General features: G+C 33.1%; 13 protein-coding genes and 1 pseudogene. 10 read left to right on the top strand and 4 right to left on the bottom strand.

Going from position 1 to position 18875, the window contains the following annotated elements:
• Positions 1 to 570 precede the first annotated feature (570 nt).
• The 8 genes from BAU28_RS20245 (at position 571) to BAU28_RS20200 (ending at position 12517) form a co-directional block, all read left to right on the top strand.
• Positions 571 to 3720 carry a bifunctional cytochrome P450/NADPH--P450 reductase gene (locus BAU28_RS20245; protein ID WP_071719742.1) on the top strand — a complete coding sequence of 1050 codons (3150 nt, stop codon included), beginning with the start codon at positions 571 to 573 and terminating at the stop codon, positions 3718 to 3720.
• A 1249-nt stretch (positions 3721 to 4969) separates the two neighbouring features.
• Positions 4970 to 5212: a hypothetical protein gene (locus tag BAU28_RS20230; protein WP_071719740.1), complete on the top strand. Its 243-nt coding sequence runs from the start codon at positions 4970 to 4972 to the stop codon at positions 5210 to 5212.
• Positions 5213 to 5833: 621 nt separating this feature from the next.
• Complete coding sequence (locus BAU28_RS20225) at positions 5834 to 6820, top strand: FTR1 family iron permease (protein WP_071719739.1); 987 nt, start codon at positions 5834 to 5836, stop codon at positions 6818 to 6820.
• A gap of 192 nt (positions 6821 to 7012) precedes the next feature.
• The gene (locus tag BAU28_RS20220; RefSeq protein ID WP_071719738.1) at positions 7013 to 8290 is read left to right on the top strand and encodes a right-handed parallel beta-helix repeat-containing protein; all 1278 of its coding nucleotides are present in this window, start codon (positions 7013 to 7015) and stop codon (positions 8288 to 8290) included.
• Positions 8290 to 8796 (top strand): nitrous oxide reductase accessory protein NosL, encoded by a 507-nt coding sequence (locus tag BAU28_RS20215; protein ID WP_071719737.1) that lies wholly within the window; start codon positions 8290 to 8292, stop codon positions 8794 to 8796. The genes BAU28_RS20220 and BAU28_RS20215 overlap by 1 nt, the downstream gene beginning before the upstream one ends.
• Positions 8797 to 8878: 82 nt before the next feature.
• A complete protein-coding gene (locus tag BAU28_RS20210; protein ID WP_071719736.1) occupies positions 8879 to 9691 on the top strand; it encodes an ABC transporter permease in 813 nt (270 codons plus the stop codon).
• Positions 9688 to 10383 carry an ABC transporter ATP-binding protein gene (locus tag BAU28_RS20205; RefSeq protein WP_071719735.1) on the top strand — a complete coding sequence of 232 codons (696 nt, stop codon included), beginning with the start codon at positions 9688 to 9690 and terminating at the stop codon, positions 10381 to 10383. Before BAU28_RS20210 ends, BAU28_RS20205 begins: the two co-directional genes overlap by 4 nt.
• Positions 10384 to 10606: 223 nt before the next feature.
• Complete coding sequence (locus tag BAU28_RS20200) at positions 10607 to 12517, top strand: FtsX-like permease family protein (RefSeq protein ID WP_071719734.1); 1911 nt, start codon at positions 10607 to 10609, stop codon at positions 12515 to 12517.
• Between the two features lie 308 nt (positions 12518 to 12825).
• Here BAU28_RS20200 and BAU28_RS20195 read toward each other — a convergent pair whose 3' ends face one another.
• Both BAU28_RS20195 and BAU28_RS20190 read right to left on the bottom strand, forming a co-directional pair.
• The gene (locus BAU28_RS20195) at positions 12826 to 13794 is read right to left on the bottom strand and encodes a DUF4046 domain-containing protein (protein WP_071719733.1); all 969 of its coding nucleotides are present in this window, start codon (positions 13792 to 13794) and stop codon (positions 12826 to 12828) included.
• Positions 13795 to 14357: 563 nt separating this feature from the next.
• On the bottom strand, positions 14358 to 15125 hold the full coding sequence (locus tag BAU28_RS20190) for an ABC transporter ATP-binding protein (RefSeq protein ID WP_071719732.1): 768 nt from the start codon (positions 15123 to 15125) through the stop codon (positions 14358 to 14360).
• A 136-nt stretch (positions 15126 to 15261) separates the two neighbouring features.
• Here BAU28_RS20190 and BAU28_RS20185 point away from each other — a divergent pair, with 136 nt between their 5' ends.
• Together BAU28_RS20185 and BAU28_RS20180 are read left to right on the top strand one after the other, a co-directional pair.
• Positions 15262 to 15933 carry a response regulator transcription factor gene (locus BAU28_RS20185; protein WP_071719731.1) on the top strand — a complete coding sequence of 224 codons (672 nt, stop codon included), beginning with the start codon at positions 15262 to 15264 and terminating at the stop codon, positions 15931 to 15933.
• Positions 15930 to 16955, top strand: coding sequence for a sensor histidine kinase (locus tag BAU28_RS20180; protein WP_071719730.1), 1026 nt, complete (start codon positions 15930 to 15932; stop codon positions 16953 to 16955). Before BAU28_RS20185 ends, BAU28_RS20180 begins: the two co-directional genes overlap by 4 nt.
• Before the next feature lie 848 nt (positions 16956 to 17803).
• Here the strand turns inward: BAU28_RS20180 and BAU28_RS20175 are convergent.
• Positions 17804 to 18018 (bottom strand): annotated as a pseudogene (locus tag BAU28_RS20175) (DDE-type integrase/transposase/recombinase); the annotation flags it as partial.
• A gap of 571 nt (positions 18019 to 18589) precedes the next feature.
• The gene (locus BAU28_RS20170; RefSeq protein ID WP_071719729.1) at positions 18590 to 18862 is read right to left on the bottom strand and encodes a hypothetical protein; all 273 of its coding nucleotides are present in this window, start codon (positions 18860 to 18862) and stop codon (positions 18590 to 18592) included.
• Positions 18863 to 18875: the final 13 nt, after the last annotated feature.

Raw genomic sequence — 18875 nt, 5'->3', positions numbered from 1 at the left:
ATGTTCAATATTTCATAAAAAAAAGACACATACAAATGATTTGGTTGATACTAGACAATACTAGATTTTTTGATTATGGTCATACTCTGTTCTCGATATTATAATATAACTAACAATTGAACAATAACAAACAACTGATTGATAATCAACAATTGTTTGTTATTGCAAATTTCAAACAAGAAAGAAAGGAAAGTACATGAGTACAAAACGAATACTATCACGTTTACGAATTCTCGACCAATTAACAGATATAATTGAATCCAATCATATTACTACCTAAAGTAATGAACGCTTATAATTAGGGTTTTGTGACTGATTAACGAAAACATATCTAAAACAGAAGTATACACAATGAATACAAAGCTAAAACTTCCAACGACAATGAAAACTTAGTTGTTTGAAGACGTTAGAAAAAATGAAATCTTGTTTGGAAGTTTTATGGAGATTTGTGAGCTCATTGAAAGCAAAAAGGGAGAATTAACAGACCAGTTGGTTCAAGATGTTGAGGACAGTTTATGGATAACTATCAGCAACAATTCATTAATTTACATAAAGGGGAGAGGGTTACAAATGGTCGTAAAGGAAATACCGCAACCTAAAACAGATGGAGATCTTGGAAATTTATTATTATTAAATAAAGAAAAACCACTTCAATCTTTAATGAAAATTGCTGATCAAATGGGAGAAATATTTAAGTTTGAAACACCTAATCAGGTTACGCGTTATGTATCTAGTCAACGATTAGTTAAAGAGGTATGTGATGAATCACGCTTTGATAAAAGCATAGGCCCAGCACTCAAAAATGTAAGAAGCTTTGCTGGAGATGGTCTTTTTACGAGTTGGTCATACGAAAAGAACTGGAAAAAAGCTCATAACATTTTATTACCAATTTTTAGTCAACAAGCAATGAAGGGGTACCATGCGATGATGGTAGATATTGCTATACAGTTGATTCAAAAATGGGGGCGCTTAAATGCTGATGAGCACATTGATGTACCAGAGGATATGACACGTTTGACACTTGATACAATTGGACTTTGTGGTTTTAATTATCGCTTTAACAGTTTCTATCGTGATCAGCCTCATCCATTTATTATGAGCATGGTGCGTGCACTAGATGAGTCAATGAGCCAATTACAACGTGTGAACCCAGATGATCCATCATATAAGGAGAAAAAATTTCAACTTCAAAAAGATATTCAATACATGAATGGGTTAGTGGATAAAATAATTGCAGATCGAAAAATAAGTGGTGAGCAAGGAGATGATCTGCTTGCTCATATGCTAAACGGAAAAGACCCGGAAACAGGAGAAGTGTTAGATGATGAAAATATTCGTTATCAAATGATTACATTTTTAATCGCGGGCCATGAGACGACGAGTGGTCTATTGTCGTTTGCACTTTATTTCTTAGTGAAAAATCCGCATATTTTACATAAAGCAACAGAAGAAGCAACTCGTGTATTGATAGATCCTGTTCCTACTTATAGACAAGTGAAGCAGTTGAAATATATTACTATGGTATTAAATGAATCCCTTCGTTTATGGCCCACTGCCCCTGCTTTTTCTCTATATCCAAAAGAAGACACTGTGCTTGGTGGAGAATATTTGTTAAAGCAGGGAGAAGAGATTAAGGTACTTATTCCACAGCTTCATCGTGATAAAACAATTTGGGGTGAGGATGTAGAGGAATTTCGACCAGAACGTTTCGAAAATCCAAGTACAATTCCACAGCACGCATTCAAGCCTTTTGGAAACGGACAGCGTGCATGTATAGGACAGCAGTTTGCAATTCATGAAGCGACTCTTGTACTTGGTATGATGTTGAAGCATTTTGATTTTTATGATCATGAAAATTACGAATTAGATATTAAAGAAACTTTAACGTTAAAACCAGAAGGGCTTACTGTAAAAGCAGTATCAAAAAAAATCCCTTTAGGTGGTATCCCTGCTCCTTACCGTGAACAACCAGAAAAAAATGTTCGTAAAGTAGTAGATAATGTTCATAACACGCCATTACTCGTACTATATGGTTCCAATATGGGGACAGCAGAAGGAATAGCACGTGAATTGGTAGATATCGCTCTTAGTAAAGGATTTGCAGCACAAGCTGCTTCATTAGATTCTCATGCAGGGAACCTTCCTAAAAAAGGAGTGGTATTGATTATCTCTGCTTCTTATAACGGAAATCCGCCTGATAATGCGAAGAAGTTTGTAGAGTGGTTGGAGAAAGCATCTGAGCATGAAGTGAAAGGTGTTCACTATGCTGTATTTGGCTGCGGCGATAAGAGCTGGGCCACTACCTATCAAAAGGTACCTTTCTTTATTGATGAACAACTTGCAATAAAAGGAGCAGAGCGTCTAACAGAGCGTGGTGAAGGAGATGCAAGTGATGACTTTGAAGAAGCTTATGAAGAGTGGCGTGAGCAGCTATGGAATGATGTAGCAGATTATTTCAATCTTGATATCAAAGGTAATGAAATAAGTGCTTCTACTCTTTCCTTTGAATATGTAGGAAGTGGAGCGGTAGCGACTTTAACAAAAGTGCATCCTACTTTTACAGCACAAGTTGACAAGAATAAAGAATTACAACAGCCATGTAGCGCAAGAAGCACAAGGCACCTTGAAATTTCTTTACCGAGTAATGTGACTTACAAAGAAGGCGACCATTTAGGTGTGATTCCAAGAAATTATCCTGAATTGGTGAATCGTGTGCTAACTCGTTTTCAGTTAAATGGGTCTCATTTTATCCGGTTAACTAGTGATAATAAAAAATTAGTACATCTTCCTTTAGGGCGCACTGTTTCAATTAACGAGTTACTGCAATTTGTAGAACTTCAGGAACCGGTCACAAGAAATCAATTACGTGCCATGGCAGCAAAAACTGTTTGTCCGCCACATAAAATAGAGCTCGAAGCACTATTAGAAAAACATGTTTATAAAGAACAAGTTTTATCCAGACGATTAACTATGCTTGAATTATTAGAGAGATACCCAGCATGCGAAATGGAATTTAGTAATTTTATAGAATTACTTCCAGCATTGCGCCCACGATATTATTCAATTTCTTCTTCGCCAAGAGTAAATGACCAGAAATTGAGTATTACCGTTGGTGTTGTGGAAGACAACGCATGGAGTGGAAATGGAAAATACAGAGGAATTGCTTCTACCTACTTAGCTCAGCTTAAAGAGGGAGATTCGATTACATGTTTTATTTCAAATTCACAGTCTGGCTTCGAACTTCCGAAAAATCCTAAAACCCCGATTATTATGGTGGGGCCGGGAACAGGAATTGCACCGTTTAGAGGTTTTCTGCAAGCTCGAAAATCAATGAAAATTAATGGTGAATCATTAGGTGAAGCGCATCTCTATTTTGGGTGTCGTTCACCTAAAGAGGATTATCTATATCAAGAAGAACTTGAGCAAACACAGAAAGAAGGAATTGTGGCTCTTCACACAGCTTTCTCCCGAATGAAGGATCAGCCGAAAATATACGTTCAGCATTTAATAAAACAAGATGCTGAAAAGGTGATTAATTTACTTAATCAAGGTGCGAATTTGTATATATGTGGTGATGGAAGAAAAATGGCGCCAGATGTAGAGAATACGCTTATTAAATGTTACGCTAACATTCACAACGTAAGCGAACAACAAGCAAGTGCGTGGCTACAACAGTTAGAAGAAAACCTGTATTATTCAAAAGATGTTTGGGCGGGATAATTAAAAAATGTATTAGGGTTCTGTTGCAAAGTTTAAAAAATCATTTAATTGTTCGTAATTCGAATAAAACAGGAAATAAGTTTTTTGGCTGTTCTCAATATCCCACATGTACACATACAGACCCAAATAACAAAAGAGCTGTGGTGAAAATCCAGCTCTTTTGTTATTTTTAGGAATTAACTAAAAAAATCATACTCTCATCAAAAACGGCTTCTCAGATTTCGATATAACCAATGTTTATTTAAAAGTGAATGAAATAAGACCTAAACAACAAAGGTTTTGTTGTAAGCGAAAATAAGTGGTTTAAAGTGAGTTAAGGATGTTATTAAGAATTTTCCTGTAAAATATCTGAAAAACAAACAAATAACCTTACAAGGTTATTTTATAAAGATAAGGAATGAAGAAATTGGCATGGAAGTAAGTAATCCGGCTTACTATCAGAGGTTTTGTAAAGTACTGGATGCAACAGATATGCGCTATGATTTACACATTCACGAATATGATGAGGATTCCCTAGTGGTTAAATTAGTGTAAAATACAAATGTTTTAAGGGGTTAATTTTTTTGAAGTATAAAAAGGGAATGGGGAGGATATGAAAATTGGTACATCTGAATGGCTTTCTCTTATTGACACTCCCACCCCTAAAGGGGCAAGCAGACTAACGTCAGTGGGATTCTTGCTACCAAAGGCGAAGTCCATTTCTGGTATCGCTGACGTGCAAGATTGCGGTGTGCCATCACCACTCTCACGACAGACCGTATAGGTTCGTGAGCTACGCTACTATCACCATACCGTACAGGTTCGTGTTCAGATGTTTTAGCGTCTTGTTCTTGACGGCACATATCATTTTACCGATAGCATGAATTTGGCTACCGAACTCCATATGATATCTTGTTTTCAAGGAACACAATGTCGTTTTAAAGACTTGTACTTGTCTATAGTTTCAGTATAACCAAAACACAAATGTTTTTCTATGAAATAGCGATCCTTTCATCCCATGCCTAAAGGCCGACTAAAGTACGATATGGGCTTTCCCGTATCGCAAAATCTGTAAGGATATTAAGCTGAAGTTGATCCGTTTGGCTGTCATAGATAGTAAATATAAACAAGCAAAATAAAAACCCTTCATTTGCTTAATAGCAAACAAAGGGCATAGTTAATGAGTGACTGAAGTAGAAGGAAATCTAGTCCATTTCCTTCTTTATTTATTGTAACATAAAAGGAAAAGCACAAACAAAGGAGAATTCCCATAAAAGAAATTGATAAATACATGAGACCATCTGAAGTAGCTTTTTATTGGGGGATTCCTTGTGAGACAATTAAGAATAAATATAGCACCTCTCTAATGAACGAGAAGCAAATAAATGATTTAGAGCGCATGCTACAAGAAAGTTTAGTGAAGTACTTTTTGCATCCTGAAGGGAAACGTAAGGAATGGATTATAAGCCAGCAGGCAATGTATGAATGGTTTCGAGAACCAAAGGACAAGTAAGAAAGGATGATAAAAATGCAAGAGGAAACATTTTCTCTGTGGGGCGGTTTCAAGAGTGCATTTCGTTTGATTATTTGGTTTTGGATCGTTATGTTTTTGTTATTTGGTGAAAGCTTGTTACAATAGAAACGAGCCGAAACGTAAAATACCCTTAGGCAGCTCTCATAGATTTATGGTCTATGGGGGCTTTTTTACTACGATACACAATAATTTCACGTATCGTAATAATTTTTAAAAATAAAACAACACAAAAAAGAGTTCCTACGTGTCCAAATCTCATCTCACACACGTTAGAACTCAGACCACCCTTTTCCGGCTGGATCATTAAATCCCCAATGAACTCGAGGCACATGAAGAGGTGTTGTCGAACACGCAGAATCTGCTTGGCTGTAAAGAGTGACTACTAAATCAGCATTGTTTACCCCATCCTTCTGCCATCTGGCTGCGACATGAGTTTCCTGCACAAAGATCGCCTTTTTATTTCCACAAAATGTATTAGCGTGTGATGCCCGCTTTATATCAGCAGGATCACTTATAAACATATTGACTGAAAGTTGCAATTAGTATACATTTAGCTGAGATAGATTATCAATGTCAATTATATGACTGGGAGAGACATATATGAGTAGAAAAATTTTCAATCTTAAAACCGTATTGCTCACAATTTCGATTCTTATGGTTGTAGGTGTAATTGTATGGCAAGGTATATACTTTCAAGGGAATCCTGACCCAACTGCCAAAAATATAGGTACTGGGTCAGCCATTATCAATACCGCTATTCTCGTTTTCAGGGAAGGGTTAGAAGCGATACTAGTTTTATCCGCTATCATTTCTGGATTGGTTCGCAAGAAGCAAGATGCTGTTTGGAAACCTATTGCTTTAGGATCTGGTGTTTCGTTATTAGCAACAGTGGCAACTTGGTTTATTGTTATAGCTATTATTTCTTCGGTAAATGCATCTGAATTGAATATTCAGGCATTTACAGGCTGTTTAGCAGTCATTGTTTTACTTATCATTATGAACTGGTTCTTTCATCAAATTTATTGGACTGGCTGGATTAAACTCCATAATCAAAGAAAAAAAGAAGTTACTTCTAACAGCGGGGAAATTGTACAAAAAACCACGTTTTGGTCTCTATTTGTTATCGGTTTAACATGCATTTATCGAGAAGGATTTGAAGTTGTTCTATTCCTTCAATCTCTGCGACTAGAAGTAGGCTCCGCTATCGTTTATCAAGGTGTATTAATTGGCTTCGGTTTAACGATGATTGTAGGAGTTCTCACCTTCTTAGCTCAAAAACGACTACCACATAAAAAAATGTTGGTATTTACAGGGGCATTATTAGTAATGGTTCTCGCGGTAATGGTCGGTGAAACAGTACAAGAAATGCAGTTAGCTGGATGGATAAGCACAACACCGATTCATAATCTTGTGATTCCTCAATGGATGCAAGTTTGGTTTTGTGTATTCCCAAATGTAGAATCTTTAGTTTTACAAGGGCTAGCTGTTGTGTATGTATTAGGTTCTTATTTTGCACAACGTTACATAACAAAGCGAAAAGCCATCAAGAAAAAAATCATTACAGAAACTGGAAAAGTAATAGCTTAAACGTAAGAGAGAAGCAGCCTAAGGTTGCTTCTTTTTTATCATTATGCCTTTTTTATTGAGTCAAATTTTATCTCCAGGTAATAATTTCATATGTATCACAAAAAACACGTTTATTTTTCACAAATTTCACACAAATTATTGGTATTCTCTTCTATAGTGATAACTAATAGCTTTGAGAGAAGGGAACTGTATATGAAAAAAATTTGTTCTTCTCTTCTTTTATTTTTAGTTTTTTGTTTTCCAGGAGTAAGTATTCATGCTGAGTCTACATTGCAATCAAAAATTGACGCGGCTTCCCCATATGAAACAATTAAATTAGAAAATAGAGCTTATAATGAAACGATAAAAATATCGAAACCGATTACAATACAAGGGGATAAAAATACTAAAATAATCTCTTGTGGTAAGGATCCTATTATTACAATAAAAAAGGAAAACGTTATCCTTAAAGATTTGAAAATAGAACAATGTAATGATAATACAGATCAGCCAGCGATATTTGTAGCGGGGGATAAGCACTACATCAGTGGATTGGAAGTTCACGCGTCATACATGGGGATTAAGTTAGAAGATGCTAGTAATATAAAAATTGAGAACAGTATAATTGTTGGACAAAAACGGGCCAATGGAATTGATTTATGGCAATCCAATCGTAATCTTATAGAGAATATCAAAATCCAAAATGTCCGTGATGGTATTTATTTAGAACAAAGCGACAATAACACAATAAAGGAAAATACAATCTGGCAGTCTCGTTATGGCATTCATCTTATGTATTCTGATAGAACGGTTGTTGAAAAAAATATATCAAAAGAAAATACAACAGGTGCTATGATTATGGGAACAAAGGAAACATCTATAGTAGGAAATCACTTTATTGACAATAAAAGTAATGTTCATGCACAAGGCATATTACTATATGATGCGATAAAAACAAACATTTTGCAAAATGAAATTGCTAATAATAGAGTAGGTATTTATGTAGAAAAGGCAAAGCATAATACTATTATGAGTAATTCAATTTCTAATAATTTTATCGGATTACAATTTAAGGATGCCCGTGAGAATGAATTTACTCAAAATGTAATGATAGGGAATGTTAATGAATCGCAAGCTGCACAAAGCAGGGAAAATAATATCTATAAAAATTATTGGGATGCTTCTTTAAAAGTAGATACAGACGGTTCAGGTATTAGTAATATTCCATACAAAGCAGATGCCTATTTTCTTTTGTTAACACAAGATACTCCGGAATATCAGTTGTTCTTTCAATCACCAGGGATGCGTATTTTACAAAGTTTCATAAAAATTCCAGATCAATCTTTATTGCTAGATAAAGAGCCTAGTATGAGGCCTAAAATTGTTCTGCAAAAAGGGGAGGGAATGGGATTTCAGTCTAACATTTTGGTTGTAAGTGTAGGCATATTACTAATGGGAAGTATATTGTTCATTTTAGGGAGGAAAAATTGATGAGAGTTAAGTATATGTTATTTGCTATTTGTTTATGTATGGTATTTGCCGTAGTAGGATGTGGTAAGAAAGAAACAAAACCGGTTGCTATTAATGAAAAAAATGATAAGTGTGATGTTTGTAATATGGCAGTAATGGATAATCAATTTGCAACTGAGGTTATTTTAGAAAATGGAAAAGCTTTAAAATTTGATGATATTGGTTGTATGTATAAATGGATGGATGAACATAAAAATGAAAAAACACAAGAGAAATTTGTAAGAGATTATAATACAAAAGATTGGGTTGCAGTGGATAAAGCTACATATGTATATGACAAATCAATTAAAACGCCAATGGCTTATAATGTAATTTCTTTTAAAGAAAAGAAAGATGCGGACAGCTTTGTAGAAAAACATACTGGGGAAATCCTATCTTCTAAAGAACTAGCAGAACATAAATGGGAAATGAATAAAGAAATGATGGGAAAAGAAAAGAAAGACCATGGTAGTGGACATTCTCATTAATAAGAGAGTATTGCTATGAACAAAATAGTTAGAAAAAGACAACCATAGTTGGTTGTCTTTTTCGGTAGAGAGGTGAATAGGTATGTGGAATATATTATATTCGGAATGGCGTAGTGCAGTAAGGGGTAAATTTGCATACATGTTTTTATTTCTTTGGATAACTATATTTTCTCTAATATTTGTTATGGAAAGAAATACCTTGCCTTTAGCTGGTTATACAAATGTAACAGGGACAATGGTAAACCTTATTTTATATATTGTGCCATTACTTATGTTAATTATAGGAGCATTCTCTATTGCAGGCGAAGTAGAAAATGGAAAGTGGAGACTTTTATGCACGTATCCTTTAAAAAGTACCGCATATGTAATAGGTAAAACAATTGGTCAATTTATAGCGCAAACAGCTATTTTTTCAATGAGTTTTGGAGTAAGTATAATAATTGGATTAGTAAGCGGTAGTAATTTTGATATGTTTTGGGTGGTAGCAACGTATATCTTCTCTGTTTTATTAATTTTTTTATTTTTATTACTAGGAATAACAATCGGTTCTTTTTCTATAACGAGGTGGCAAGCTTTAGCGATAAGTATTGTAGTTTGGTTCTTTCTTATTATGATGTGGCCAACGGCTTTAATTAGTGTTCTTAATTTTGTTCCATATTCAATGATTGCACCATTAATAAAAATGTTATTGTTTTGCAACCCAGCGGAATTCCTTCGAATTATATTTGTAATTCAATTAGGTGGTGGAGCAATATTTGGGCAAGTATATGATCAATTGGTAATGATTTTTCAAAGTAAAGCTGTTATTTGGATTCTACTAATATACAGCATTATCTATACAATCGTGTTCTTGTTTGTGGCGGGGTGGCAAATGGAGAGGAGAAGAAAAAAATGACAGTATTAAATCTCAACGAAGTATGTAAAAGATATAAAAAGAAAATAGCATTATCTCCAATCTCATTTCAAAGTAAAGAAGGAGAGTGTATCGTATTATGCGGTGGGAATGGAGCTGGGAAAAGTACGCTCCTTGAAATAATTGCTGGAATTACAACACCTACAACTGGTACCGTTCAATTAGGTAATATAGAATTACAGAAAGATAGAAAACAGTATGTAAGTGAAATAGGTTATATGCCAGATGATTTTCATGCACAGCAAGATATGACAGTTCAAGAATTCTTATTGTTTTATGCTGCTTTTCGTAATATAGGAAAAGAAAAAGTACAAGCGGTTATTCAAACAATAGGATTAAATGAAAAACAAAATGAACGCTTATATAGATTATCTAAAGGGATGAGGCAGAGGCTTTTATTTGGACAGGCGTGTCTTGGAAACCCTAAAATTTTGATACTAGACGAACCGACAAATGGGCTGGATCCGTATTGGGTAGATGAGTTTTTAACAATATTAAAGACATTAAAGAGAAATGATACCATGGTTATTTTTTCCACACACATGATGGATGTAGCAGCTGAAATTGGTGACCGGATACTCTTTATGAAAGAAGGAAAAATCATACAAGAAATAAAAAATGATGGAGATTTAGAAAATTTAACGATAACATTATTACAAATGCACAGAAGATAAATTGCACATTCCAAATGCTTCAGATTATAATTCAACTGGACGTATCGATCAACAATTAGCTCAAACTTCACAGTCTGCTGTAGTTCACAATCTTGTTGCAGTGAGTTATTGCAGGGGTGTTCTCTTTATTAAAGATGGGAAATACTCACTGAACTTGTAAAAGGTGAAATATACTGAGAAGATTTTTTTCAAAACTGTTTTCTTTCTGCTCTTGGAGGCAATAATGACACTATTTAGTATTACTAAAAAAAATATGCAAAGAAACCTTAAAAATTATGTATTATACTTCGCTACTATAATATTTAGTATTGCCATATATTTTGCTTTTGTATCCCTACAATACAATGAACAAATTGCAAATGAAGAATATATTAGAAGCATATTCAGTAGGGCATCTCATAATCTAATGATTTTTGTAGCAATATTTATTTGGTATTCGAACTCATTCTTCATAAAAAAAAGAAAAAAGGAAATTGCATTATATTCCTTACTTGGTCTTACAAAGCGAAAGATTGGTGCCATGTTATTTAGTGAGAATTTTATTCTGGGGATCTTTGCACTTGTAATAGGAATGGGAATGGGAATTTTATTATCAAAATTATTTGCGATGTTAGTCTTAAAATTAATGGAATTACCCACGGCTATTCCGTTTTCTATTTCTATAGATGCAGTATTGAACACTATCTGTGTGTTTGCCATTATTCTTTTTATAACTTCTTTACAGGGGTACATGATAATAAATAAATTTAAATTATTTGAATTGATTCGAGAAAAGAAAGGGGAACATATTACAAAAAGTTCTATTATTATGGCGATAGAAGGTATTTGCTTATTTGTTTTTTCTATTTGGTTTATTGAACCGGCCATGTCTCCTATAGGGATAAATGATAGTTTATACAATCAAAATATGAATATATTGTTAGGGAGTTTCATAATCGGCACATATTTCGTGACTCGCTCTTGTACAGTATTTGTATTACTTGGCCTACAAAAGTACAAAAAGTTTTATTGTCGTGGAATTAATATGGTGGGCGTAGCTCAAATATTATCAAATATTCAATCAAATGCAAAAGTGTTAACAGTCATTGTAGTATTAAGCGTGATTAAAATACATGAAATCGGAGGCTCATATGCTCATTATTATATATATAAAACAACGATTGATAAAAGAGAACCTTTCAGCTTTATGTATGTAACAACCGAAGTAAGCATAGATCAAAGAATTGAAAAGACAATTAAGAATTCTAAACATACAGTTGAAGACAAAATTTCCATTCCTTTAATAAGAGTAAATGCAAATTTAAATGTAGATGGATCTTGGCCTCTAATTTTCGAAAGAAATCAGGGGAATTTGAATGTATTAGCAGAAAGTACATTTCATAAGCTGGCTAATATAACGAAAACGGATATAGAGCTATCTCTTAAAGATACAGAAGCTATTACTCTTGATCCTAACACGAGTAATGTACATAAAACAGAATATAAAAATGTAGAACTCCAGCTTCCAAATCAAAACTATACATTACAATTTGTAGGAAAAATACAAGATAACCTTTTAAATAAATCTCTAGATAAACTCATAATAGTTGTATCAGACAAAGCCTTTTCTGACATTGCAAAACAACAAGACCCCTATACTATACAAGCTTATAAAGTATCAAATGATAAAAATATGAAAGAATTAGCAAAAGCAATTGAACAAATTGTACCAGAAAAAGAAAAATTAACAATAAAGTATACTGTTTATAGAATGTTTATACACTTCTACGGATTATGGACCTTTGTAGACATGTTTTTGGGACTTGTCTTTTTAGCCGCAACAGGCAGTGTAATTTATTTTAATCAATTAACAGAAGCGATAATGAGCAAAAATCAATATATTATCTTACATGAATTAGGTGTAAGTAAACAAATGATTTTTAGATCCATTGCAAAACAAGTAGCTGTTATTTTTATAATTCCATTCTGTATCGGGACTTTGTATAGTATTACTCTTTTAAAGACATATTTTAATGATATAGATGGAATAGATGTTTTTGTTCCAGTTTCCATTACCATTGGTGCATACACGCTTATCTATTTTGTATACTACTTGTTGACAGTTAGATCTTATAATCGAATTGTCAATAGATAGATTTTTAAAAAATAGACATATGGTTGTATGTACTATTTCCAGATAGGCGTTGTTAAATGTTTCTTTCTCAAAACAGTATTCAATTTAATTCTTTACGTAAATTAACGGATTCCTTAACGTACAGGGAATCCGTTAATTTTTGGTAGCACCACATAGCCATCAAGTTAAGATATCGGTTGTTCCCTAAAACGAAAAAACGAGTTAAATTTACATAAATAACTGCCAAGAGATAAAAATTTCGTTTTTGGGGTACTTCAAAATCTTAGCTTGATGGTGATGTGACAGTACCCCAATATGACCGAACCGTCTTATTCTAAGCGTTCATCTATAAATTCTTTAGGGTATACCTCGCTTAACATTTGTGAAGGACTTGAGTTCCAATATATATTGAAGGGAGAGGTTAATTTGTTATCTTTCATCCATTTTCGCACCCCAATTTGTGATAAGTCAGTAATGGATAACTCTGATTTCTCAATTTCATTCTTAATTATTTCTATTGTTTTTTCTTTATTTGTCCAAGTATTATTTGGAGCATCATTTAGATCCCAAGGTTTAAATTGTTCAGGAAAAGCAGCATCTAACATTTTATAAGGGCTATCATCAAAGAATTTAGTCAGTGGTGTACGGAGTCCGTGTTGTATAATCCAGCGTAATGAATAGTGTAATTTTATATCATCATTAGACATATTAAGCTCTTTTATAATCCCTTTGAAGATTTTTAAACTTATCCTTTTACTGTTCCAATAATTATGAGGAGTTTTTTTTAAATCCCAAGGTTTGAATTGTCCAGGGAAAGCAGCATCTAACATTTTATAGGGACTTGAGTTCCAATAAGTTTGAAATGGGGAATCTAAATATCTTTCTTTTAACCAATTACGATTATATGTATTCAATAATTGGTGTCGTGTTAACTTATCCTTTTCTTCAATCCAATATCGTAAACATTCTAAAGAATTCTCCCTAGTCCAATAGTTCTTTGGGGTACATTTTAATTCCCATGGCTTGAACCGATTAGGAAAAGCAGCATCTAACATTTTATAGGGGCTTTCATTGAAATACGTACCACAGGCACCACTTAACCGCCATTTTCTTATTGTTCCTAAATTCCAATTTTCTTTAATTTCTGTATCATCCCATTTCAAAATGTCATTAATTAAGTGTCGTGTTAAAAGCTTTATTAATTCTCCTTGTGTGTCCATACTCCAAGTGTTTTTGGGGAATGATTTCCTTTTTCCGGATAGTATATCTTCGTAAATTTTTATGATTGGTTGACACATTGTAATTATTATTCCTTTCAATAAATGTTGTAAATGTAATGAGAATGAATCTCTGATTTTATGGAGTAATTTGGGTCTTAAGTTAACCAAATGACCAACTTAAACAAATAGCCAAATTATAATTGGTAATTAAATGGTAAAAAAGATTAACTACTATTAGCTTACAAGGAATAAATCTGTACAAACATCGATGTATCTAACTGGAACCTTACATTTTTGTAAGGTTCCAGTTAGATATTTTTTATTTACACAAAAAAGTCTCTAAAGAATTACTGGTAAGTGGTAATTCTTTAGAGACTTTTTGATGGATAATGCGTTCATTCAAAAATCGAATGATTTGAATAAAAAAACAAATAAAATTGAAAATGGCATAAAAAGAAAAATTTGTTACAATAGTGACTGTTGTATATTTTGGAAGTGAAGAACTTGGGAGCTCATTTATTCCCGATTAAGACGGCGATAATTACATTTCCAAACGAGATAAACGTTTATTTTATGAGAAAATAAGTAAAACATATAATGTGATAACTTTTAAGATTTCTTTGCAAATTTTTTTTGTGATACTAAATGGTGTCATTCCCGCTACCTCCAAGAGCAGAAAGAATATGTAATAGTTTTTGGAAAAAGTCTTCCTGTGACATCTCGCCTTTTATAAGTTCTGTAAAAAATTTTCCGTCTTTAATAAAGAGGATGCGTTTGCAATAACTTGCTACAAAAGGATCATGGGTAACCATCAAAAGGCTGGTTAATTGTTTTTTATTTAATGCTTGTAGGCTGTTTAGTAAATCAACAGCAGATTTAGAATCTAGTGCACCTGTAGGCTCATCAGCTAAAATTAATTTCGGTTTTCCTATAATAGCTCTCGATGCTGCGGTACGCTGCTTTTGTCCACCAGAAATCTGATACGGATATTTATTTAGCAGTTCTTGAATGCCAAATATTGTTGCAATTTCATCTACACGTGCATCAATTTCTTGTGCATTCACATTTTTTAAAGCAAGTGGTAGCAGTATATTATCTTTTATCGTTAACGTATCAAGTAAATTATAGTCCTGAGAAATAAAACCTAATGTATCACGACGGAATGCAGTATGTTGTTCTTCTTTCATTTTTATAATATTTTTTCCATCAATAATAATTTCTCCTGTGGTTGGCATATCAATTGTTGATAATATATTTAATAAAGTAGATTTTCCAGATCCAGATGGGCCCATTACGCCAACGAATTCACCTTCCAAAATTGTGACATCAATATCATGGAGGGCGGTAAATATGCTACCTCTATTATTATAGGTTTTTCTTATGTGCTTTGCTTGTAACACGGGGTTCAATATGGCTCCTCCTCTATTGTATGATAAGCTTATTGTATGGTAATTTTATACCCTAAACCATAGGACAACCTTACAAATTATAATTAAAACCTTACAAACTTGTAAGGTTGTAACAGTGCTAGGAGGCAAACTCTTTATGAAAGTTTTATTAGTCGAAGATGAACCAACCATTCGTGAAACAGTGGCTGATGAGTTAGGGAAATGGGGATTTGAAGTATGGGCGAGTACAAACTTCGAACATATTTTAAACGATTTTTTGGCTAAATCTCCACAACTTGTTTTACTTGATATTAATCTTCCGTATTTTGATGGATTTTATTGGTGTAGAAAAATTCGTGAAGTATCGAAAGTACCAATTATATTCTTGTCATCTCGTGATAATCCTATGGACATGGTAATGGCTATGAATATGGGGGGAGATGATTTTGTACAGAAACCATTTTATACAGATGTATTAGTTGCTAAAATTCAGGCTCTTATGAGACGTACATATTCTTATACACAAACTGAAAAACATGTTGTTGAATATGAAGGAGTCGTATTAAATTTACAGACCGGGGAAGTAACATATCATAATCAAATATTGGAATTAACAAAAAATGAGTTTAAAATTTTACAGATATTAATGCAAAATATAGGATCTATTGTAAGTCGTGATAATATTATGCGTAAACTTTGGGAAAATGATAGTTTTGTTGATGATAATACATTAACAGTAAACGTCGCTCGTGTAAGGAAGAAGCTTGCTGAACTTGGGAAAGAGGAGCTTATTCATACGAAGAAAGGGCAAGGTTACATTATTACATGAGTATTTTTCGCTACATAAACGAACGCCGTTATTTTATGTTTCTGTACTTTTTGATTATGTTATTTATTTCTACTATGATTTATTTAAGTGATGGATTAAGTAATACAAAAGCAAATCTTTTGTATATCAATGTTGTAAGTGCAATCTTTATTCTTATCTATCTTATCATCGGGTATTTTTACCATAAAAGATTTTATACAGAGCTTTATATTTCTCTTCATTTAGAGCAGGATACGGTTATTGCAATCCCAAATCCACATACATATGAACAGGAACTGTATACAGAGATATTAAAAAAAATGTACTTAGAGCAACAGGAGAAAATGTACGTATTACATGAGGAGAAAAAAGAATATCATGACTTTATTATGTCGTGGATTCATGAGGTTAAAATACCGATTTCTGCTAGTCAACTATTGATACGTAGCGGCAAATCGGCGGATATTTTAATTGATAGATTAGAGGATGAGCTAGGAAAAATAGATCATTTCGTTGAACAAGCTTTATATTATTCACGGCTGGATTCCTTCTCAAAAGATTATTTCATTCAAGAAGTTTCTCTAGAGGCGATTACGGGAGCTAGTATGAAAAAGTATGCTAAGACATTTATTTCAAAGCGCATTCAATTTGAGCGAACCAAATTGCAACTTCTAGTAGAGAGTGATACAAAATGGCTATCTTTTATTGTTGATCAGATTGTGGCGAATTCATTGAAGTATACTGATTCGCATGGAGAAATTAAGTTTATTGGAGAGGAAAATGGAAATGAAAAGCGCCTCATTATTCAAGATAATGGTATTGGTATTAGGCTTGAAGATATTGGGCGTGTGTTTGAGCGCGGTTTTACAGGCGCGAATGGGCGAGTTCATACGAAATCAACGGGATTAGGATTATATTTAGCGAAACATCTGTCTCATAAATTAGGGCATGATATCTCTATCGAATCGAAAGAGAATAAATATACAAAAGTGACAATACACTTTCCTAAAGGCAATCAATATCATACGATTGCGAAAGCATAACAAGCATAACCCCATTCTAAATTTAGGGCGGGGTTAATATATAGGGTTCTGGTGCAAATACTCCTAAACGCTTGTAAGTAACCTCCTAAACTTGGACATATTGATACTAGTAGTCTAAAAAAGGATATGATTGGTATGGAAAAGCAAAATCTATTCAAATGGAGGGAAAAAAGAGGAGAATGGTATAGTACATTAAGTAAATGGCATCCATTTGTTTTGAAATTAAAAGAATTAGGCTGGAGATGTCAGAATAAGATCTATAAAACTGGATTGATAGCTTCCGAGTAGTTAACTATATATTCCAAACCAAGCTATATTGTTGTAACAATATAGCTTGGTTTAAGTTCTTGTAGATACCTTAAAAATAAAGGAAGAGAAACAGTTAAAAAAAACATAAAATTAGGGTGAAAATAATTTTGCTAATACACTAAAATTGTTTCTATCTCAAAAACCTAGAATACTCTTTGTTTTGAGATACAAAGATTCCAACGCCTGTATGGAACAGTTGCTTTTGTAGTGAAGCTGTGCGTGGTTAAAATAAAACTATGATAAAGTAAATCACAAGAATTCTTCAAATAAGTAAAAAAAGACTGATTAACTATAGAACCAAATAATCTAATACAATAGCTATTGATTTCCTATCTCAATAACATAAGATTACTTTTGTTATTGAGATAGATTTTTATATTTTTAATGACTAATGATAATATATGTTATGTAAACTAAAGATAAGTAAGTATGTAGGAACGTCTGTATATCAGCGGTTTCCAGCGACATACCTTTTCCGGCTCTGGTGCAAAAAGATGATAAATAAAAAAAGAATCACGAATTCCTAACGGAATCACCTGTTAAGCAGTTAATCCAAACAGCTGGTTGATAAAAATATTCTGATTTTGGACAGGCTGATTCTGTAAATCAATTTATTCTTTTTGATCATATGCATCGCTTCTACACCACTCAATATAGAGGCTGATGTTTTGTATGATTTAAATCCCAACATAGAGCGTATACGTTTTTTAATAGAACAATGATCTTGTTCTACTATGTTATTTAAATGTTTTATAGAGTAGTACTATCCAGTATGTCAAAGTTTGATAGACCATTTTCATATACTTCAAAGTTTTTTGCACCAGAGCCAAAGAAAAAGACATCCTTCCGGATGCCTTTCCACAGTTTCTAGGTTTACACATTTTGTAAATGTGATAGGACGTTAGGTTCGAATCTAACGATTAAAGAAAAAATCTGAGCAGTTCTATTACATTATATGCTAATCTGGACTAGTAATTCTATGCAATTTTACATATTAGGGGTCACAACACATCACCATCGAGCTAAGATTTTCATATACCCCCTAAATGAAAATTTTCTTTCTCTACATATAGTTATTCTGAGAAGTCGCCCATTTTTTCGTTTTTGGGGCATTTATTTTTCTTAAGTTGATGGGCATGGGGTCACCATATCAAAAAAAGAAAATTGTATGTTTAGACACAATCCGGACATATTTTGAGGTGTATGCTGTACGTTAAGACCATCTTTCTTATTAGGTTTAAAGAAAAGGCACCCTTTCGAGTGCCTGCCACTATGAGTTATGTTATTTTAAATAATATAAGCTCAAGTTTATTGGGTTGAAAATTTTATAAATTTTGATAGTAGTTACAATAAAATGTATTAAGTTTTAAAACAGCTTGTAATACTTTTTTGGGATCATCTTTTTCAAGCATTTGTGTGATTGATAAATAATATAACTTGTCATTTAATTGGTTTAATTTTATGGTCATTCTTAATCCTTTAAGTTCGTTTAACATTAAATGATATCTTTTAGCATCGTCAGGATTACTAGGAATATTTTGTTTTATAATACGCTCACAATCTAAAGCTAAACTTATAAATTCATGATGATTTGTCATGTCATCCTCCTAA

This window comes from Bacillus paramycoides, assembly GCF_001884235.1.
Classification (GTDB): domain Bacteria; phylum Bacillota; class Bacilli; order Bacillales; family Bacillaceae_G; genus Bacillus_A; species Bacillus_A paramycoides.
The sequence above is the reverse complement of the archived record's forward strand: the minus strand, read 5'-3'. Positions and strand labels throughout refer to the sequence as shown.